This is a genomic window from Brevundimonas sanguinis (assembly GCF_029636725.1).
Classification (GTDB): domain Bacteria; phylum Pseudomonadota; class Alphaproteobacteria; order Caulobacterales; family Caulobacteraceae; genus Brevundimonas; species Brevundimonas sanguinis.
The window spans coordinates 1,933,683-1,951,450 of the sequence record NZ_CP116770.1 but is presented as its reverse complement, the minus strand read 5'-3'; the positions used below and the strand labels follow the sequence as shown (position 1 = coordinate 1,951,450).

Genomic DNA, 17,768 nt, shown 5'->3' with positions numbered 1-17,768 from the left:
TGCATAAGGTCAGCTTAGCAGAACTCATCAGCGCGACATATGGCTGCAACGCTTGAGAGACGGGACGCCCGAGCGGTGGTATCGCCATGTGTCGTTTAGTCCTGTCGAGTGCGCCTGAGTGCCCCAGTCTGATGCTCCATCGCCAGAAGGCGGATCGTCGTTTCTCCGGTCGCCGGCCATGCTGGCCTTCGGCGGCGTGGGCGTTTGCGCCCTGATCTGGGGCACCACCTGGTACGCCATCACGTTCCAGTTGGGCGCTGTGGACCCGGTGGTGTCGGTGGTGCTGCGGTTCGGGATCGCCTCGGCCCTGCTGGCGCTGGTCGCCAAGGCGACGGGCGGGCGGCTGGCCCTGACACGCACTCAGCATCTGGCGGCGCTGGGGCAGGGGCTGTTCTCGTTCGCCATCAGCTACGCCTTCGTTTACGCCTCGGAGGAGAAGATCGCCTCGGCGGTGGTGGCGGTGATTTTCGCCGCCCTGGCCTTCCTGAATCTGATCCTTTTCCGCGTCGCCTCGGGCCAGAAGGCGGCGCCGGCGGCCTGGCTGGGCGCGGGGATGGGCGTGGCCGGCGTCGGCGTTCTGTCTGCGGGCGAGGTGATGGGGGCGGGGCTGGGCGTCCATGCCGTGGCGGGCGTCAGCTTCGCCGTGATCGCTGTCGTCGCCTCGGCCTTCGGCAACTGGTTCGCCTGGCGCGGCCAGCAGGCGGGCTCGCAGGTTCTGCCTTCGACCGCCTGGGCGATGGCCTATGGCACGGGGACGCTGGCGCTCTACGCCCTGGTCACAGGGGTGTCGTGGTCGGTCGCCTGGAGTCCGGCCTATATCGTTTCCCTGCTGTATCTGGCGGTGTTCGGCTCGGTCATCGCCTTCGGCCTGTACTTCACCATCGCCAGGGCGAGGGGCTATGCGCTGGCCAGCTATATCTCGGCCCTGACGCCGCCGATCGCCATGCTGGTGTCGGTGATGTTCGAGGGCGCCCGCTTCGGCGTCCTAGCCTTGGCGGGCCTGGTCCTGGTGCTGGCAGGGCAGTTGTTCCTGATCCGCGCGCCAAAGCGATCGGCGGCCTAGGCGTCGTCAGGCTTTTCCAACTTGTGACCGTCCAGCTGGGCGGCGTCGCGCTCGCGCTCCGTCTGGGTGGTCAGCCGTTCGACCTTGGTGCGGCCGAAGGTCAGGCGGTTGGCCTCGGCCGTACGCTTGGCGTCGGCCTTGGCGCGCGCCTTGCGCGCCCGGTTCAAGTTGACGATCTCGGCCATCAGGCGCGTCCCGGCATCGGGCGGGGCATCGACATTGTGAACTCCCACGATAGGCTTGGCGGTGAACCCATGGCGGGCGGACTCGTTGTCTCAGCGTCCCTCACAGCCATTGGAGTCAATCATGATAAACGCCTCGATGATCAAGGAACATCAGGAAGTCGTCGGTTCCGACGGCGGCCACGTCGGCCGGGTGGACCACGTAAAGGGCGATCAGATCGAGCTGGCCAAACTGGATCTGGGTTCAGGCCTGAAGCACCATATGATCCCGGTCAGCTGGGTGTCCCGCGTCGACGAGCACGTTCATCTCAACCTCAGCAAGGACGAGGCCAAGGCGCGCTGGACCGAGAAGCACTAGTCACGCCTTACCGTGATTTCATCGAAGGCCCCGCTGCAATCAGCGGGGCCTTTCGCCATATGAGGGGGGTGGTGACGCGAAAGGGCCGATGATTTGATCCGATTGATCCTCAATCTGCTGTGGTTCTTCCTGGGCGGGTTCGCCTCGGGTTTAGCTTGGTTGTTCGGCGGAATGCTGCTGGCGTTGACCGTCGTGGGCCTGCCGTGGGCGTTCTCGGCGTGGCGGATCGCCAGCTATTCCTTCTGGCCGTTCGGGCGCGAGATCGTCTGGCGCGATCCGAACCCGGCGGATCTGGGCGCAGGCTGCCTGGGCGTCGGGCTGAACGTGATCTGGCTGGTGCTGGCGGGCTGGTACATCGCCCTGGCGCATATCCTGATCGCCGTGCCGCAGTTCGTCAGCCTGATCGGCATTCCGTTCGCGTTGAAGAATGTCGAGCTGGCGCGGCTGTCGCTGGCGCCGGTCGGGCGGACCATCCGCGACAAGGACTGAATATGAAAAACGCCGGCCGGGACGAACCCGACCGGCGTCTTCATATCTGGTGATGAGCGCGGCTTACTGCGGCGCGATCATCTTCTCGGGGCGGACGTATTCGTCGAACTCGGCGTCGGTCAGATAGCCGCCGCCGACGGCTTCCTGGCGCAGGGTGGTGCCGTTCTTGTGCGCCGTCTTGGCGATCTTGGCGCAGGTGTCGTAGCCCAGCTTGGCGTTCAGGGCGGTGACCAGCATCAGGCTGTTTTCCAGGCCATCCTTGATGTTGTCCTCGCGCGGCTCGATGCCGACGACGCAGTTGTCGGTGAAGCTGACGGCCGCATCGGCGACCAGACGCACCGACTGCAGGAAGTTGTAGGCCATCACCGGGTTGTAGACGTTCAGCTCGAAGTGGCCTTGCGAACCCGCGAACGAGATGGCGGCGTTGTTGCCGAACACCTGGGCGCAGACCTGGGTCAGGGCTTCGCTCTGGGTCGGGTTGACCTTGCCCGGCATGATGGACGAGCCCGGCTCGTTCTCCGGCAGCGACAGCTCGCCCAGACCCGCGCGCGGACCCGAGCCCAGGAAGCGGATGTCGTTGGCGATCTTGAACAGCGAGGCGGCGACCGTGTTGATGGCGCCGTGGGTGAAGACCATCGCGTCGTGGGCGGCCAGGGCCTCGAACTTGTTCGGCGCCGTGGTGAAGGGCAGGCCGGTGATCTTGCCGATGTTCTCGGCGACCTTCTCGGCAAAGCCGATGGGCGCGTTCAGGCCGGTGCCGACGGCGGTGCCGCCCTGGGCCAGCTCCATCAGGCGCGGCAGGGTCAGTTCGATGCGCTCGATGCCCATGGCGACCTGGTGGGCGTAGCCGCCGAACTCCTGGCCGAGCGTCAGGGGCGTGGCGTCCTGGGTGTGGGTGCGGCCGATCTTGATGATGTGGGCCCAGGCCTTGGCCTTGGCGTCCAGCGCGGCGTGCAGGTGCTTCAGCGCGGGCAGCAGGTCGTTGACCACCTGCTCGGCGCAGGCGACGTGCATGGCCGTCGGATAGGTGTCGTTCGACGACTGGCTCATGTTGACGTGGTCGTTCGGGTGGACCGGCGTCTTGGAGCCCATCTCGCCGCCCAGCATCTCGATGGCGCGGTTCGAGATCACCTCATTGGCGTTCATGTTCGACTGGGTGCCCGAACCGGTCTGCCAGACGACCAGCGGGAAGTGGTCGTTCAGCTTGCCCTCGATCACTTCATTGGCGGCGGCGATGATGGCGTCGGCCAGCTTGGCGTCCAGCTTGCCCAGGTCGCGGTTGGTCTCGGCGGCGGCGCGCTTGACGACGCCGAGCGCACGCACGATCGGCAGCGGCATCTTCTCCCAGCCGATCTTGAAGTTGCCGAGCGAGCGCTGGGCTTGCGCGCCCCAATAGCGATCGGCGGCGACCTCGATGGGGCCGAAGGTGTCGGTTTCGATACGAACGTTGCTCATGTGCGCGGGACTCGTCTCTCAGGCGTGGCGGGAAGATGCCGGGCGGTGTAGCACGCAGGCGCGGCGGAGCAAGGCGAGCCGCTGATCACGAAAGGCGGACGGCGCGTGCACGGCTGGATCGGAACCGGAAAGGTCAGGGCGCGCGAGCAGGGCGAGGCGGTCGAGATCACCATCGACGGCCTGACCACCCAGGCCAAATACTACAAGCCGCTGGTCTATGAGTTCATGCGCAAGGAGTGGGCGTCGCGCCCCTCCTGGGGCGACTACGTCGTCGAGATCATGATGGAGCACGTCGGCGATCCGCCGTGGATGGATCTGGACAACCTGGCCAAGGCCCTGCTGGACGCCATCAAGGGCTATCTGTTCCACGACGACAGCCAGGTCGCCCGCCTGCTGGTCGAACGCCGCGAAGGCGAGCGCGAACGGATCAGCATCAGGGTGTTTCCGAGGACCTGAAAGCGGGCGCCGATCGGGGCGAGGCTTGGCCGCTTACTTCTTCCGGAACTGATCCAGGGAAACGACCTTGGGGCCGTCGTCGCCGGACGGCGGCGGGGCGGCTGCATCCGGGTCGCGCGCGGGCGGCGACAGGGGGGCGATCTCGGCCTCGACGATTTCCGGCTCGTCGAACTGCAGCAGGAACTGCACGCTGGGATCGTAGAAACGAACCACGGCGCTGTAGGGCACGGTCAGCACCTTGGGCGCGCCGCCGAACTTCAGCATCACCGAGAATAGGTCAGGCTCGACCGCCAGATCCCAATACTGGTGCTGCAGCACCACCGTCATCTCGTCCGGATATTTGGCCAGGACGTCGGGCGGGACGCTGACGCCCGACGCGCGGGTCTTGAAGGTGATGTAGAAATGGTGGGCGCCGGGGATGCCCTCGGGCATGGCCGCGCGCTCCAGCGCCAGGCGGATCACGCCGCGCAGGGCGTCCTGGGCGAGCTGCTCATAGTGCATCTCGTCGACAGGGGGAGTTTGATCCGTCATCAGGGCCTCAAAACAGGGGAACGCGTGACTGTTACCCGCCAAGCGCAGGCGACGGAAGACGCAGAGTCGCCGCCGGATCAGGAATTTCGATTTTTGCGAGAAGCGCCGGGATTCTGTTGCCAGGCTCCCGACAGGCCCCGCCTAAGGATCTGAACCCCTAGGACTTAAGTGTTCGAAATCAACCGAACCGCATTACGCGGCGAGGCGGACTTCTCCAGCGAAGTTATCGTTCGCAGTTAGATAAAGGCCCGATACGGTGGGCCAGGACGAGCGAAAGCAATCCTCTTTACACGTCCGTCGATGCTAGTCGGCCCCATGCTGCCTCCGCCGATAACGCGGGGAAGAAGTTGGTGGAGCCGCCGGGATTCGCACCCGGGTCCGGTCCGCTTATTACAGGCGCGTTTATCGCCATAGCCCGGGCGAACCCGAGCACGATCAATATAGTATGGGCGACGCCGCGTTCCAAGGGGCTGGCGCAGAAGTTCAGGCGAAACCGGGATGGCGGGGCCAGTCTCGCTGCTGGTTGCGGAACCACGTCAACTGGCGCTTGGCGTAGTTGCGGGTCGACTGCTTCACGGCGGCGACGGCGTCGTCCAGCGACAGGTCGCCCGCCAGATGCGCCGCCAGCTCCCGCACGCCGACAGCCTTCATGGCGGGCAAATCGGGGGGAAGGTCGCGGGCGACAAGGGCGCGAACCTCGTCCAGAGCGCCGTGGGCCATCATTACATCGACGCGGGCGTCGCACGAGGCGTAAAGGCGCTCGCGCGGGGGCTCCACGACAAGGGCCTCATAGCTGCCGGGCGCAAGCAGGGATCGGGTGTCGGCCTTCCAGTCGCTGAGGGCGCGGCCGCTGGCGCGATGCACGCTGAAGGCGCGGACCAGCCGCTGGCGGTCGGCGGGAAAGATGGCGGCCTCGGCGGCCGGATCGACGTGCGCCAGGCGGCGGCGGAAGACAGCCTCGCCCTCGGCGTCGAACTCGGTCTGAACGGCGTCGCGGACGTCGACCGGGACAGGCGGGATTTCGGCCAGCCCCTTGGTCAGGGCGTTGAAGTAGAGGCCCGTCCCTCCGACCAGCAGGGCCGGGCGGCCCTCGGCGGCCAGTTCGGCCAGCAGGTCCATCACCGCCCGGCTCCAGCGCCCGACGGACCAGGCGTCGGCGGCGTCGGCGACGCCGTAGAGGCGGTGCGGAATCTCGGCCTCGTCCTCGGCGGACGGCCGGGCGCTGAGCACGCGCAGGTCGGCGTACAACTGCTGGCTGTCGGCGTTGATGATGACGGCGCCCGTTTCGCGCGCACGCTGCATCGCCAGCCTCGACTTGCCCGAGGCGGTGGGGCCGGCGATCAGGGTGAGGAGAGGTTGGGACAAAGGATCAACTCGCGAACGGACGCTTAGGGCGATAGAACGCCTGTCACCGGCCCGGCAAGTCCGTCGGGTCTTCAAGGAGTCTTCATCGTGACTGACCGCGCCGCCGTCCTCGCTGTCCTCGACGCCGTGACCGACCCCAGGTCGGGGCAGGGGCTGGCGACCGCCGGGCTGGTGCAGGGACTGGTGGTGACCGACGGGCGCGCGGGCTTCGTCATGGAAGTTCCCGCCAAGGAGACGGCGCTTTACGCCCCGGTGCGCGATGCGGCCGAGGCGGCGTTGAAGGCCATGCCGGGCATGGAGCGGGTGTCGGTCGTCCTGACCGCCGAGGCCGTGACCGCCGCGCCGCGCCGCACGGCTGGACTGTCGAAGGCGGCGACGGATCAGGGGCGCCCCAAGGCGCCGGTGCCGAACGAGCGCCCGGCCCATGTGAAGCGCGTTCTGGCCGTGGCGAGCGGCAAGGGCGGGGTCGGCAAGTCGACGGTCTCGGTCAATCTGGCGGCGGCGCTGGCGGCGCGCGGTCTATCGGTCGGGGTGCTGGATGCGGACGTCTATGGCCCGTCGCTGCCGACCATGCTGGGGATCTCGGGACAGCCCGCCTATGAGGACGGGGCGATGGTTCCGCACGTGGCGCATGGGCTGAAAGCCATGTCGGTCGGCCTGCTGACCAAGGCCGAGGACGCCATGATCTGGCGCGGGCCGATGGCGTCGCAGGCCATCAATCAGATGCTGACCCAGACGCGCTGGGGAACGGAAGAGCAGCCGCTGGATGTTCTGGTCATCGACCTGCCGCCCGGCACCGGCGACGTGCAACTGACCCTGATCCAGAAGACGCCGCTGGACGGGGCGGTCATCGTCTCGACGCCGCAGGAGGTGGCCTTGGCCGACGCGCGCCGGGCGCATACCCTGTTCGACAAGGTCGGCGTCCCCACGCTAGGCTTGGTCGAGAACATGAGCGGCGAGGTGTTCGGAACCGGCGGCGCCGAGGCCGAGGCGGCGCGTCTGGGGGCACCCTATCTGGGCGATCTGCCGCTGGACGGAGCGCTGCGGCGGGCGGGCGACGCGGGGCGGCCATTGGTCGCCGTTGACCCGCAGCATCCGGCGTCCGAGCGTTTCAAACAGATCGCCGCGAAGGTCGCCCAGTCCTTGGGTCTTTAGGTCGCTGGCTCTTTAGAGGGAGGCCATGATGGCTGAGCAGGAACAATCCGCGGTCGTCTGCGGCATCGACGGCAGCGCGCATGCTGAGAGCGCCGTGCGCATCGCGGCGCAGTTCGCCAGGGCGAAAGGCGCCAGACTGGCGCTGGTGGCGGTCAATCCGCTCAGCTCGGCCAGCGGCCACCCGGATATTCGCGCCTGGAAGGCCGAGGAGCAGGACGCCATTCTGATGCGGTCGATGACCGAGGCGCGGCGTCATTGCCCGTCGGTTGAAGCGGTCACGACCGAGGGGCATGACGTGGCCGACGCCCTGATCGCGGCGGCCGTCGCCCTAGGCGCGGATCACATCGTGGTGGGCACGGGCGACCGCAAAGGGCTGGTGAACTGGTTGATGGGCTCCACCGCCGAGGCTGTCGCCGCCCGCGCCCCGGTCAGCGTGACCATCGCTCGCTAGACCATTATCGGTTCAGGCGGGCTCGACCACCACGGCGGTGCCGTAGGCCAGGACTTCGGTCACGCCCGGCATGATCTCATTGGCGTCGTAGCGCATGGCCAGGATGGCGTTGGCGCCTAGTTCCTGCGCATGGGCGATCAGGTCGTCATAGGCTTCCTGGCGCGCGGCCTCGGCCAGTTTGACATAGGCGCCGACCTTGCCGCCGATCATCGACTGGACCCCGCCGATGGCGTCGGAGACGAGGTTGCGCGAGCGCACAGTGATGCCGCGCACCACGCCCAGCTGGCGCACGATGCGATGACCGGCCAGGTCATTGGTGGTGGCGACGATCATGAGAACTCCTGATGTTCAGCGGCGGTCCAGAACGGTGAAGGCGAAGGCGTGCTCGTCCTTTTCGCCCGCCTCATGCGGTTCAAACGCCGTGCGGACGAAGGCGGTTTCGTCAAAGGTGGGGAAGACGGCGTCGCCTTCCGGTTCGGCCTCGACCTCGGTGATGTACAGGCGTCTGGCGCGCGGCAGGGCGGCGGCGAATATGGCCGTGCCGCCGATGACGCAGACCTCGTCCACGCCGTCGTCGGCCGCCTGTTCGCGGGCGATGGACAGGCCTTCGTCCAGCGTCGAACAGACGACGGCGCCCTTGGCCAGGCCCGCCTCGGCGTAGGATTCATCCTTGGTCAGGACGATGTTCAGCCGTCCGGGCAGGGGGCGTAAGGGAAGGCTCTCCCAGGTCTTGCGGCCCATGATGCAGGGCTTGCCCATCGTCACCGCCTTGAAGCGCTGCAGGTCCGAGCGCAGCCGCCAGGGCAGGTCGCCGTCCCAGCCGATGACGCCATTGCGGGCGCGGGCGACGACGAGGGCGATGCGGGGCAGGGCCAAGGCGGTTCTCCGAAGCGAATCGGGAGCCGCGCGACGCCGCTCCCGTCCGCAGGAGTTAGGCGTCCGGCTGGAGCAGTTTCAAGCCTCGGTGTTGAGCCAGCTCAGCCATTTGCGCTGCATCGCGGCGTTCAGGTCGACGCCGGCGTGGTCGCAGTAGATCAGCAGCATGCCCAACACGTCCGCCGCCTCATCGGCCAGGGCCTGAGCATCGGCGGCGCCGCGCGCCCTTTGGGTCAGGCGCAAGTGCTCGGCGGTCAGCTCGCCCAGCTCTTCCTGCAACTTCAGCAGAGCCCAGTCGCGGTCGCGGTCGATGGCGTGTTCGCGCGCGTAGATGTCGGAGATGCGCAGCACATCCGCCTGCAGATCGGTCAGCTTCATGCGGGGATCAGACGGCGACGGCGGCTTTGATGTGCGGCCAGGATTGATAGTCGTTCAGCACGAAGTCCGACAGCCCAAAGCCGAACAGGTCGCTCTTGTCCGCCACGCTCAGGGTCGGCAGGGGCAGGGGGGCGCGGCTGAGCTGAAGCTCGGCCTGCTCCAGATGGTTCAGATACAGGTGGGCGTCGCCGAAGGTGTGGACGAAGTCGCCCGGCTCCAGCCCCACGACCTTGGCCAGCATGTGCGTCAGCAACGCGTAGGAGGCGATGTTGAAGGGTACGCCCAGGAAGACGTCGGCCGAGCGCTGATACAGCTGGCAACTCAGCTTTCCGTCGGCGACGAAGAACTGGAACAGGCAGTGGCAGGGCGGCAGGGCCATGTCGTCCACGTCGGCCGGGTTCCAGGCGCTGACGATGTGGCGGCGGCTGTTGGGGTTGGTCTTCAGGCCGTGAACCAGCTTGCTGATCTGGTCGATGCTTTGGCCGTTCGGGGCGGACCAGGAGCGCCACTGCTTGCCATATACGGGGCCGAGGTCGCCCTCGGCGTCGGCCCATTCGTCCCAGATGCTGACGCCGTTGTCCTTGAGCCAGGCGATGTTGGTTTCGCCGCGCAGGAACCACAGCAGTTCGATGAAGATCGACCGCGTGTGCAGCTTCTTCGTCGTCAGCAGGGGGAAGCCCTTGGACAGGTCGAAGCGCATCTGACGTCCGAAGACGCCCAGCGTCCCCGTGCCGGTGCGGTCGTCGCGCCGCACGCCGTTGTCGAGGATGTCCCGCAGCAGGTTCAGATACTGCCATTCGGGATGGTCGGCGGGCGCGGCCGCCGTGCGGGCTTCAAGATCGGCGAGGGCGACGGCGGCGTTCATGCTCTGAGGATGCCGCTGATTCTCTCCGGAGGGCAGGGGCCTGATTCTCTTGCTCACAGAAAAGAGAAAACGCCCGCTGACGCAACAGCGGGCGCTCTTGGTTTCAGGCGTTCGGCCGTTACTTGCCCGGCGCGAGGCGTTCGTTCTGGACCCACCCGACGTTGTCGTTGTCGTCCATGACCTCCCACCAGGCGCCGTCCCGCTGGCCGGTCGGATAGAGGCGCAGGCCGGCGGGCAGGGCGCGCACGACCGAGCCGCCGTTCGGGGTCGAGCGCAGCGTCGACGCCGTCTGGACCGTATAGCTCTGGATCGGGGCGGACTGGGCCGCCGAGCCGCCTTCCAGGCCGCCCATCTGGGTCACCATGTCGGTGTAGGCCTGGATGAAGGACTGGGCCACGATGCGGCCGATCTCGGTGTTTTCATAGCTGCCGCCGCCCAGGGCGCCTGCGCCGAAGCCTGCGGCGCCGACGCCCCAGCTCAGGTCGCGTTTGGAGGCGTAACCTTCGGTCACCAACTCGGTTTCCGAGGTGCGGACGTTGGTCAGCGAAAGGACGGTGTTGGCTTCCATGCTGCGCGTGCGCAGGCCGCCGACGAGGGCGCCGGCGCGCCCGCCCAGCGCCGCGCCGGCCAGACCGGCCAGGGCGTTGCCGCCGCTGTTGGCGTTCTGGCTGGCGATTTCGCCGACCAGCACATAGTCGGCCGCGCGCACCTGGCCGCCGCCGACGTTGGAGCCGCGCTGCAGGTCGCCGCCTGCGGCCATCTCGCGTTCGCGCTGGGCGACGCTCATGCCGGCGCCGCGATCGACCAGGGTGAAGCAGCCCGAACGCTGGATCACGACGCGCAGCAGGCTCTGCGGCGGCGACAGCTGCAGCTCGCGCCAATAGTCGGACTGGCCGTCAGTGATGGTGATGGAGCCGAGGCTGGCCCGGCAGCGCGGGATCTGCGCCATCTGCGCGTCCTGGGCGCGCTGCGCGCCGCTGCGCGCTTGGGCCAGGGATGCGCTCGGCAGGGCCAAGGCGGCGATCGAGACGGCGAGGGCCGGGGCGATAAGATAGGTCTTCAAAACGTGATCTCCTGGTTTCGCTATCAAGCTTCACGGCCCTTGGCGCCGACACGCGGCGGGCGCGAACGCCGTAGCAATACGGTGAAGCTAAGGGAACCTTGTTTATTGAGCGTCGACCAATCGGTCCTGTGGCAGCCAACCGATGTTGTCGTCAGCGTCCAGAACCTCGACCCATTGGTCATCAGACTTTCCAGTCGGGAACACCGCCGCCCCCGCCGCCATGGGGCGAATGGCCTCGCCGTCCGGAGCCTTGCGCAGCACCGTCGGCAGGGCCAGTTGACGGCTGGCCAGGCTCTGCGCTGCGTCGGTGCGGCGACGGAGTTCGTCTTCACGCCGGATTTCTTCGCGCAGGCGGCGTCGTTCTTCTTCGCGCGCGCGATCGAGACGCTCCTGCTCGCGGCGTTCCGCCTCGGCCTTGCGAGCGGCTTCGGCCTCGCGCTCGGCGGCGGCGGCGCGGACAGCCTCACGGTTGGCGAGCGTGACGTCCGGCGTCTGCGCGCCCGTGCCTCCAAGGCTGGTCACCAGATCGGCGTAACCGCGCACCAGGGCCAGGGCGATCACCTTCCCCTCATCCTGGCTTTCATAGCCGGCGCCGACGCGGCCGCCGAAATGGTTGTCGCGGATACGAAGGCGGCGCAGCTCGTCCTTGTTGGCCACGGCGCGCGTAGTGCCGACGGTTTCAGCCAGAGGCACGCTGGCCAGAGAAAAGACGATCTGGGCGTCTTCCTTGCCGCGACCAATGTCCTTTTTCAGGTCGCGAATCCGCTCAACCGTATTGGCGTTCAGCGCCTGGGCTGGGGCGGCCTGAGCGCCCTTCTGGCCGCCGAGGGCGTTGCCGGCCATGTTCATGGCCGCATTCATGGCCTGCATCTGCAAGGGATTAAGCCCCGCCTCGGCGCCTAGACCGCCCAGACCACCGAGACCTCCGCCCAGATCGCCGCCCGTGGCTGCGGCCAGGCCGGCCGTGAGCAGCGCGCGCCCGCCGACGGCCGCCAGCGAGCCAAGTAGACCCGACCTGCGGTCGCTGTCGGTCGATTCAATGGGGTTCGCCAGTTCGGCGACCAGGACGAAGTCGGCCGTGCGGACGCGCGCGGCGCCGCCCAGGCTGCGCTCGCGCTCGACCAGATCCATCCCGGGCCCGCGCTCGATCAGGGTGAAGCAGCCGGAATCGCGAATCACGGTGCGCAGCAGTTCCGTCGGCTCCCCCAGCCCCATCTGCTCGAACAGGACGCCCTGGGTTTCGGCGATCGCCACGGTTCCCAGATTCTGGGTGCAGCGCGGCGCTTCGTTAACGACCTGAGCCGTTTCAGCGTTGGATCGGCGGTTGAAAATCTGCGCTTCAGCCGGGGACGCCGAGACGGCGAACAGGGCCGAGGTTGCCGTCAGGACGAGCGCGAAACGATACATGATGAACAGGCCGATTGTGAAAAACCGGCCCGCCCTTAGCTTTGCCGTTGCTGCAAAGCAATCGACGTCTAGCCGGAAAAGCCGCCTGCGCTGAGGAAGGCCGCCTCCTCTGCGGATGTCACGCGGCCCAGACAGTCGTTCCTGTGCGGGAAGCGGCCGAAACGGGCGATGATGTCCCGATGAATCACGGCGAACTTGTACGTCTGCGCTTCGGTCGCTTCATCCAGCAGAGCCAGAAGGTGGTCCTGATCCTCCAACGACTCGGAGTGCATCAGAGGCATCAGCATGAAGGGGCGCAGTTCCTTCGCGACCTGGCGATCATGTCCGCGCTCAATCGCTTTCTTGGCGAAGGCGACGGCCAGGGGGTCGGTTGCGAACATGTGGGCGGTGTCGCGAAAGGCGTTTCGCGGCAACTGGTCCAGCAGGATGATCAGGGCCAGGGCGGCGTCGGGCGTCTCCAGCCAATGATCCAGCTGGCGCGCGGCGGCGGCGAAGTGGCTGTCGCGGCACAACTCGGTGAAGGCGCGGTCGAAGGCGGCGTCCTTGGCGAACCATTTTTCGGGGCCGGCCTCGGTCCAGAAGGCGACGACTTCAGCGGGGGTCAGAACTTGGGTCATGCCGCCAGCCTAGCAGCAGCGCGCCAGCGGGCGCGACCTTGCGACGGCTCTGACTTCGCAATTAGAGAAAGAAATGGTCGGAGTGGCAGGATTCGAACCTGCGACCCCCGCGTCCCGAACGCGGTGCTCTACCAGACTGAGCCACACTCCGACTTTACGCAATCAGACGAGCCGTGGTCGCCGCTTGCGTCGAGGAGGGGGCTTATAGCCATGCCGACCGGCCCTCGCAAGCGGGTAAATGAGCCTCCGGAAAAAACTCTTGGGCCGATGAAAATTCTTTCCTTTTCAGGTGTTGCATCCCCCGAAACCTTGGCGTATCTGACCGCTCCTCGCCGGGACGCACTGCGCCGGCGGGAACACCGGACCGCTGGGGAATGGTGTAATGGTAACACTACGGTTTTTGGTACCGTCATTCTAGGTTCGAGTCCTAGTTCCCCAGCCATCGTCCTGTAAGGGTTTGAGCGCCTTGAGCGCCCCCTTCGGGGCTCAGGTTTTACAGCGGGTTTTACAGTTGGCCTTCGGTTCCGGGTCTCCTGGAGCCGCGCGATCATGCCTAAACCGATGGCCTCTCCCGTTACATAACGCCGTGCGATCTCGTTCACGCGGTCGAGCTCCCAGCCCAGGATCGTGGCGACATCATCCAGCGGCAGACCTGCACGGATGAAGTTGGTGGCGGCTGTGCCGCGCAGGTCATGGAAGCGCAGGCCCTCAAGGCCGGCGCTGGCCTTGCCGGATCGTTTCGCGGCCTCATCCGCCTCAAGGCGGGCGCGCCTCACGCCGCTATCCAGGCCGTTGCCGAGCGGCGTCTAGGGCAGACCATCCGACGTCTGCAGGACGGTCGGGCATTCGCCGCGATCCAGATCATCCAGCACGGCCCTGACATGCGTTGAAACCCACACGGTGGCCTCGTCTTGCGCCCTGGCTGCGCGTGGCGTCGGCGTGGCTATCGTCAACGAACGACTGGCGCAGGCCTATGTGCGCGATCAAACCGTGCTGGGTCGGTTCGATCCAGACATTCTGCATGAACACGCCTTCGTGGTGTCCAGCAGCGTCAAGCCGTCGCGTCTGGCCGAGGAGTTTCTTAGAATGCTGTCACCGGCTCAAGAACCGGCTGGGGACTCGCTTGGGGGCGATTTCGGTCCGTAGGTTTCATGCCGAAATCAGCCTAGTTAATCACAATCAGACTGGTGAATCCGCGATTGCCTATAAGGGCTGGGAAAGCAGGGGGGGCCGTCGGGTCATGGCCCCCCCCCCGCCCGATCTTGGGCCCCCGCTCGTGTCCGGGGCGGACTTGATTTATGCGCTGCAGAGCTAGGCGACCCAAATCAGACGCTGCTTCACCCGGACCGGCACGATAGGCGGAAGAGGTGCTTAACGCCGGGTTGCGTCGGCGATCAGGGCGCGTCCGCGCTCTACAGCAGCTTGGGTAGTCAATGTCCCTGCATTGATCTGGTCCGCCAGATCCCTCAGAGGGGCGCTGGTGACGGCGCCGGTTTCAGCGACCTCCTGAACATGGACGCCTCCGTCGCGTGCGATCACGGCGTCCCATGCGGCGCGGACCTCGGCCCAATAGTCCTTGGTCGCGGCCCAATAGTCGTCGCCGGGCTTGGGCTCGAAGGCCGTCGAGGCGTCGTAGGTGTTGACCACGTCTTCCTGAACCACGGCCTGAGGAACACCGCCGTTACGCCCGGTCATTTTGACGTTGTCTTGAATGTGGACCCAGCCGCCCGGACGGATAACGTGGCGATTGGTCCCAAGATAACGGTCATAGACCGGGTTGCGCACCGCGTCGCGACGGGCCAGCGGCCGCCAGGTCGGGCCGGACGTCCACACGGTCATGCCATTGTCGTAGCTCCAACGTCCGACGCCGCCATAGCGAGGCGAATCGTCCGTTTGCCAGACAGTCTGGGACCAGGCGCCGCGACGCTCTTCGTCCGACACAGGAGTCAGGGTCCACTGGTTCGGTCCGGCGTAGGTCAGCACGGTCTCGGGCTGATAGGCCCAGTCCTGACGCCAGTGTTTGACCAGTATGGTCTGACCCTGGTGATACATGACCAGGATGTGCTGAAGGCTGATGCGATCGCCGGTGTCGTAGACGACACGCACGATCTCGGTGCCGCCGGACCGCTTGGGCTCGAGCGGCTGATAGTCCGCCTGCAGGCCAACCGTCTCGCGCATGTCGAAACGCACGCGATAATCGCCGACCTGGGCCAGGATGGCCTGACGGTCCTGTTCAAAGGCGCTAGCGGGCGCCTGGGTCTGGCCCGTCTCCGTCGAGGCGGGCAAGGCCTGGACGGCCGGGGCGCCGGTCAGAAGGGCGGCCGCGATCAAGATTGCGCGCATGGGGGCTCCATTGGTTTGCGAAGGACGGGGTTTCAGCTGGCGCTTCCGGGGCATGGTCGAGCTCACAGGCGCACGCTCAGAGACACGCCGACGTTGCGGCCGGGCTGGGTAAAGGCGTCCAGCGTCGCCGGTCGGGCGCCGACGGCCGGGCTGTTCAGGCCGCGCACGTCGCTCCACCAGGCGTATTTCTCGTCAAACACGTTGAAGGCGCCGGCGCGCAGAGTGGCCCGTTCGGTCACGTTCCAGAAGGCGATCACATCCAGCAGGGTGAAGCGCTCGCCCGGCCAGCACAGGCCGCCGCCGCATTCGTGGTTCGACTTCCTGTCCGACCAGGTGACCGTGGCGCTTCCGCCCCAGACGCCCGAGGGAGCGGCGTAGTTCAGCCCGCCGACCAACTTGATCGGATCCACGCTGGTCAGGGCGCCGCGCTGGCCGTCCGTCTCCTGCTCGCCGTCGGCGAAGGAGGCGGCGACGATGGCCGAGAAGCCGTTGTCCCAGTGAATATCGCCGCGCGCTTCCAGGCCCCAGATCTCGACCTTGGTCAGGTTGTCGTACTGATAGATCAGCGGATCGACGCCCGGCACGCCGGTCCCGCTCACCACGACCTGATTGATGAAGTCGTCGTATTCCGTGCGGAAGGCCGTAGCCTGCAGCGAAAGGGCGCCGCCGAAGGCTTCCAGATTGCGGAAGCGGAAGCCGCCCTCGATGCTCTCGCTGGTTTCGGGCTTCAGGTCGGGATTGGGGATGGACTCATAGCCGAATACCGGGTTGGCGAAGAAGTTGTTCACCTGCATCGGCGAGGGCGCCTTGAAGCCCTGGGCGTAGTTGGCGAAGACGCCGAAATGATCGTCGGCCCAGTAGATGGCGCCGATCTTGGGCGACAGATGGCTGTCGCTCTGCCCCTCGGCCGGGGCCGGGAACAGGGCGTCGGCCTGCGGCGTCAGCTCATACCAGTCGTAGCGCAGGGCCGGGATGATGCTGAGGCGGCCGCCCAGCAGATCGATCTCGTCCTGGATGAACAGGCCCGCCAGGTCGAACTCGGTCTTGGGGAAAGGCCGGGCGGGGAAAGGCTCGCCCATGGGCGGGACCGTGCCATCGCGGATGCCTTCCTGGGTGGTGCGCGACCAGTCGGCGCCGAAGGTGACCCGGTGACGAACGGCCTCGCCGCCGAAGCTTCGGGAGCCCTGCGCCGCCAAGCCCCAGACGGCGTTGTCGAACGTCACGTCGCGAGTGCGGTCGACCGCTGGCGTGCGGTCCTCATAGGTGAACTGGCGCGTGGTCGAATCCTGCCAGAACGCGGCCACAGAGCCCGAATCCAGACCTAGGACGTCGTCGAAACGCCAGTCAAGGCTGACGCGATCGCGCTGGGTCTCGTCATGAGCCGTCAAGCCGACGACCGTGGCCGAATAACCGCTCAACGCCGCGCCATCCATGTCCTGATCGAAGTGATCGTAGGTCAGGCGCAAGGTGTGATGGTCATTCACATCCCAGACCAGCTTGGCCAACACGGCGTTGGAGGCGAAGTCCTGGGGATTGGGCTGGGTTCGGGCCGCGCCGACGCCGCCGGTCTCAGCCCTGTTCTCGGTCTCTTGAGCGTCGCGGCGGGTGTAGGCCAGCAGACCCGACAGGGCGCCGCTGCGCCCGGCCAGGGCCAGGCCTTCGGTCCAGCCCTCATCAGCCGAACTGTAGCCGACACGCGCACGCACGCCGAAGCTGCGGCCCGCCTCGATGAAGTCGGTCGGGTCCTTCGAGGTGAAGCTGACCGCCCCGGCGATGCCATCCGAGCCATACAGAGCCGAAGCCGGACCGCGCAGAATCTCGACCGACTTGACCAGATCCAAGTCATTATAGCCGCCGCGTCCGACCGCCTGGGCGCCGAAGGCGAAGCCGTCCGGCACCCTCACGCCGTCCTGGACGATCAGGACGCGGTTGCCGCCCATGCCGCGGATGGTGAAACCCGAATTGCCGTCCCGCCCGGCGCCCGACAGGGCTGCCGAGAAGCGGGCCGGACTGGTCGGAACGCTAACGCCCGGCTCGAACCGGATCAGGTCCTTGATGTCCGTAACGAGGTTGGTCTCGATGTCTTTTGCGGTGATGACGCTGACGCTGGCGGGCACTTCGTCAACGCGTCGTTCGGTGCGGGTGCCGACGACGGTGACCGGAGCCACCCGCACCGGTTGATTCAGGTCGATCTCAAACCCGTCCTCCGCGCTGGCCGGCAAGGCGGCCCCAAGAGCCGCGGCCCCGGCGGAAATCATCAATAGCGAACGCATAGGCGGCACCCCGTTTGAAAGAGGCCTCGCCTTTAATGCGAACGATTATCAGAATCAATAGCACTATTTCTATTTGGCTAAGCACTCTTAGGCGGTGGCATGTGGCAGCGTGTTCCGCATTCGCTCATGTCAACCGGACAGCGCTACCTTTGCACCGAAACAACAATCCCGCCGACGAAGTCATTGATTTTAAAGGAACCGGAAGTTGCCCGTTTTCCTGCCTAACACTTGATTCGGCATCACTCAGTCTCGGACTTCCAAATGGAAGGCCGAGTTCGGCGGGCCCGACGTGTCGAGGCTCGGCGGCTGTGAAAGGCGTGTATCGAGTTGTTGAACCGGCTTGGGTGATCGTTGGGTCGACGCCCGGCCTTGGACGGTTCTGTCGATCTCGTCAGGTCGCCGACGTTGCGCGGGTTTTCTGACGAAGGTTCGTCAGGACAT

At 66.5% G+C, this 17,768-nt stretch carries 21 protein-coding genes, 2 tRNA genes and 1 other RNA gene; 9 read left to right on the top strand and 15 right to left on the bottom strand.

Annotation, left to right across the window (positions count from 1 at the left end; genetic code table 11):
* Nucleotides 1–118: 118 nt before the first annotated feature.
* Nucleotides 119–1,063: a DMT family transporter gene (locus PIB44_RS09730; protein ID WP_278069223.1), complete on the top strand. Its 945-nt coding sequence runs from the start codon at nt 119–121 to the stop codon at nt 1,061–1,063.
* On the opposite strand, the gene PIB44_RS09725 is transcribed toward PIB44_RS09730, so the two are convergent.
* Nucleotides 1,060–1,248 (bottom strand): DUF4169 family protein, encoded by a 189-nt coding sequence (locus PIB44_RS09725; protein WP_278069222.1) that lies wholly within the window; start codon nt 1,246–1,248, stop codon nt 1,060–1,062. The two genes, PIB44_RS09730 and PIB44_RS09725, sit on opposite strands and share 4 nt — an antisense overlap.
* A gap of 121 nt (nt 1,249–1,369) precedes the next feature.
* Here PIB44_RS09725 and PIB44_RS09720 point away from each other — a divergent pair, with 121 nt between their 5' ends.
* Nucleotides 1,370–1,603 carry a DUF2171 domain-containing protein gene (locus tag PIB44_RS09720; protein WP_003167222.1) on the top strand — a complete coding sequence of 78 codons (234 nt, stop codon included), beginning with the start codon at nt 1,370–1,372 and terminating at the stop codon, nt 1,601–1,603.
* Between the two features lie 93 nt (nt 1,604–1,696).
* Nucleotides 1,697–2,092, top strand: coding sequence for a YccF domain-containing protein (locus PIB44_RS09715; protein ID WP_278069221.1), 396 nt, complete (start codon nt 1,697–1,699; stop codon nt 2,090–2,092).
* A 63-nt stretch (nt 2,093–2,155) separates the two neighbouring features.
* Here PIB44_RS09715 and fumC read toward each other — a convergent pair whose 3' ends face one another.
* Nucleotides 2,156–3,547, bottom strand: coding sequence for a class II fumarate hydratase (gene fumC / locus PIB44_RS09710; protein WP_278069220.1), 1,392 nt, complete (start codon nt 3,545–3,547; stop codon nt 2,156–2,158).
* Between the two features lie 105 nt (nt 3,548–3,652).
* Here fumC and PIB44_RS09705 point away from each other — a divergent pair, with 105 nt between their 5' ends.
* The gene (locus PIB44_RS09705; RefSeq protein ID WP_278069219.1) at nt 3,653–4,003 is read left to right on the top strand and encodes a RusA family crossover junction endodeoxyribonuclease; all 351 of its coding nucleotides are present in this window, start codon (nt 3,653–3,655) and stop codon (nt 4,001–4,003) included.
* A gap of 33 nt (nt 4,004–4,036) precedes the next feature.
* On the opposite strand, the gene PIB44_RS09700 is transcribed toward PIB44_RS09705, so the two are convergent.
* From PIB44_RS09700 to miaA, 3 genes are all read right to left on the bottom strand, one after another.
* Nucleotides 4,037–4,534, bottom strand: a complete 498-nt coding sequence (locus PIB44_RS09700; RefSeq protein WP_278069218.1) for an SspB family protein — start codon at nt 4,532–4,534, stop codon at nt 4,037–4,039.
* A gap of 101 nt (nt 4,535–4,635) precedes the next feature.
* Nucleotides 4,636–5,004: a transfer-messenger RNA gene (ssrA, locus tag PIB44_RS09695) on the bottom strand.
* A 13-nt stretch (nt 5,005–5,017) separates the two neighbouring features.
* Nucleotides 5,018–5,899 carry a tRNA (adenosine(37)-N6)-dimethylallyltransferase MiaA gene (gene miaA / locus PIB44_RS09690; RefSeq protein WP_278069217.1) on the bottom strand — a complete coding sequence of 294 codons (882 nt, stop codon included), beginning with the start codon at nt 5,897–5,899 and terminating at the stop codon, nt 5,018–5,020.
* A gap of 87 nt (nt 5,900–5,986) precedes the next feature.
* On the opposite strand from miaA, the gene PIB44_RS09685 reads away from it, so the two are divergent.
* Both PIB44_RS09685 and PIB44_RS09680 read left to right on the top strand, forming a co-directional pair.
* The gene (locus tag PIB44_RS09685; RefSeq protein WP_278069216.1) at nt 5,987–7,054 is read left to right on the top strand and encodes an Mrp/NBP35 family ATP-binding protein; all 1,068 of its coding nucleotides are present in this window, start codon (nt 5,987–5,989) and stop codon (nt 7,052–7,054) included.
* Between the two features lie 28 nt (nt 7,055–7,082).
* The gene (locus tag PIB44_RS09680) at nt 7,083–7,505 is read left to right on the top strand and encodes a universal stress protein (RefSeq protein WP_278069214.1); all 423 of its coding nucleotides are present in this window, start codon (nt 7,083–7,085) and stop codon (nt 7,503–7,505) included.
* Nucleotides 7,506–7,517: 12 nt separating this feature from the next.
* On the opposite strand, the gene PIB44_RS09675 is transcribed toward PIB44_RS09680, so the two are convergent.
* The 8 genes from PIB44_RS09675 to PIB44_RS09640 all read right to left on the bottom strand — a co-directional run bounded on the left by PIB44_RS09675 (nt 7,518) and on the right by PIB44_RS09640 (nt 12,862).
* Nucleotides 7,518–7,838: a YbjQ family protein gene (locus PIB44_RS09675; RefSeq protein ID WP_134581175.1), complete on the bottom strand. Its 321-nt coding sequence runs from the start codon at nt 7,836–7,838 to the stop codon at nt 7,518–7,520.
* A 15-nt stretch (nt 7,839–7,853) separates the two neighbouring features.
* Nucleotides 7,854–8,381, bottom strand: coding sequence for a dihydrofolate reductase (locus PIB44_RS09670; RefSeq protein ID WP_278069213.1), 528 nt, complete (start codon nt 8,379–8,381; stop codon nt 7,854–7,856).
* 78 nt (nt 8,382–8,459) lie between these two features.
* Nucleotides 8,460–8,759 carry a nucleoside triphosphate pyrophosphohydrolase family protein gene (locus PIB44_RS09665; protein WP_278069212.1) on the bottom strand — a complete coding sequence of 100 codons (300 nt, stop codon included), beginning with the start codon at nt 8,757–8,759 and terminating at the stop codon, nt 8,460–8,462.
* A 7-nt stretch (nt 8,760–8,766) separates the two neighbouring features.
* Nucleotides 8,767–9,624 carry a thymidylate synthase gene (locus PIB44_RS09660; RefSeq protein ID WP_278069211.1) on the bottom strand — a complete coding sequence of 286 codons (858 nt, stop codon included), beginning with the start codon at nt 9,622–9,624 and terminating at the stop codon, nt 8,767–8,769.
* Between the two features lie 118 nt (nt 9,625–9,742).
* A complete protein-coding gene (locus PIB44_RS09655) occupies nt 9,743–10,687 on the bottom strand; it encodes a CsgG/HfaB family protein (RefSeq protein ID WP_278069209.1) in 945 nt (314 codons plus the stop codon).
* A gap of 102 nt (nt 10,688–10,789) precedes the next feature.
* On the bottom strand, nt 10,790–12,094 hold the full coding sequence (locus PIB44_RS09650; RefSeq protein WP_278069208.1) for a hypothetical protein: 1,305 nt from the start codon (nt 12,092–12,094) through the stop codon (nt 10,790–10,792).
* Between the two features lie 68 nt (nt 12,095–12,162).
* Nucleotides 12,163–12,711, bottom strand: a complete 549-nt coding sequence (locus PIB44_RS09645; RefSeq protein ID WP_278069206.1) for a DUF924 family protein — start codon at nt 12,709–12,711, stop codon at nt 12,163–12,165.
* Nucleotides 12,712–12,785: 74 nt separating this feature from the next.
* Nucleotides 12,786–12,862: transfer RNA gene (locus PIB44_RS09640), tRNA-Pro, on the bottom strand.
* Nucleotides 12,863–13,079: 217 nt separating this feature from the next.
* Between PIB44_RS09640 and PIB44_RS09635 the strand changes: the two genes are divergently transcribed.
* From PIB44_RS09635 to PIB44_RS09625, 3 genes are all read left to right on the top strand, one after another.
* Nucleotides 13,080–13,153 (top strand) — tRNA-Gln (locus PIB44_RS09635).
* 250 nt (nt 13,154–13,403) lie between these two features.
* Nucleotides 13,404–13,601, top strand: a complete 198-nt coding sequence (locus PIB44_RS09630) for a hypothetical protein (RefSeq protein WP_278069205.1) — start codon at nt 13,404–13,406, stop codon at nt 13,599–13,601.
* Between the two features lie 49 nt (nt 13,602–13,650).
* Entirely contained in the window at nt 13,651–13,857 is a 207-nt protein-coding gene (locus PIB44_RS09625) for a type 2 periplasmic-binding domain-containing protein (protein WP_278069204.1), read from the top strand.
* A 225-nt stretch (nt 13,858–14,082) separates the two neighbouring features.
* On the opposite strand, the gene PIB44_RS09620 is transcribed toward PIB44_RS09625, so the two are convergent.
* Nucleotides 14,083–15,054 (bottom strand): DUF6607 family protein, encoded by a 972-nt coding sequence (locus tag PIB44_RS09620; RefSeq protein ID WP_278069203.1) that lies wholly within the window; start codon nt 15,052–15,054, stop codon nt 14,083–14,085.
* 62 nt (nt 15,055–15,116) lie between these two features.
* A complete protein-coding gene (locus PIB44_RS09615; protein WP_278069202.1) occupies nt 15,117–17,327 on the bottom strand; it encodes a TonB-dependent hemoglobin/transferrin/lactoferrin family receptor in 2,211 nt (736 codons plus the stop codon).
* Nucleotides 17,328–17,768 lie beyond the last annotated feature (441 nt).

Coding starts and splice junctions, on each gene's coding strand:
- PIB44_RS09620 (WP_278069203.1), bottom strand. CDS start 15,054: ATGCGCGCAATCTTGATCGCGGCCGCCCTTCTGACCGGCGCCCCGGCC.
- PIB44_RS09615 (WP_278069202.1), bottom strand. CDS start 17,327: ATGCGTTCGCTATTGATGATTTCCGCCGGGGCCGCGGCTCTTGGGGCC.
- PIB44_RS09660 (WP_278069211.1), bottom strand. CDS start 9,624: ATGAACGCCGCCGTCGCCCTCGCCGATCTTGAAGCCCGCACGGCGGCC.
- fumC (WP_278069220.1), bottom strand. CDS start 3,547: ATGAGCAACGTTCGTATCGAAACCGACACCTTCGGCCCCATCGAGGTC.
- PIB44_RS09645 (WP_278069206.1), bottom strand. CDS start 12,711: ATGACCCAAGTTCTGACCCCCGCTGAAGTCGTCGCCTTCTGGACCGAG.
- PIB44_RS09675 (WP_134581175.1), bottom strand. CDS start 7,838: ATGATCGTCGCCACCACCAATGACCTGGCCGGTCATCGCATCGTGCGC.
- PIB44_RS09630 (WP_278069205.1), top strand. CDS start 13,404: ATGGAAGCGCAGGCCCTCAAGGCCGGCGCTGGCCTTGCCGGATCGTTT.
- PIB44_RS09650 (WP_278069208.1), bottom strand. CDS start 12,094: ATGTATCGTTTCGCGCTCGTCCTGACGGCAACCTCGGCCCTGTTCGCC.
- PIB44_RS09725 (WP_278069222.1), bottom strand. CDS start 1,248: ATGGCCGAGATCGTCAACTTGAACCGGGCGCGCAAGGCGCGCGCCAAG.
- PIB44_RS09720 (WP_003167222.1), top strand. CDS start 1,370: ATGATAAACGCCTCGATGATCAAGGAACATCAGGAAGTCGTCGGTTCC.
- PIB44_RS09665 (WP_278069212.1), bottom strand. CDS start 8,759: ATGAAGCTGACCGATCTGCAGGCGGATGTGCTGCGCATCTCCGACATC.
- PIB44_RS09700 (WP_278069218.1), bottom strand. CDS start 4,534: ATGACGGATCAAACTCCCCCTGTCGACGAGATGCACTATGAGCAGCTC.
- PIB44_RS09680 (WP_278069214.1), top strand. CDS start 7,083: ATGGCTGAGCAGGAACAATCCGCGGTCGTCTGCGGCATCGACGGCAGC.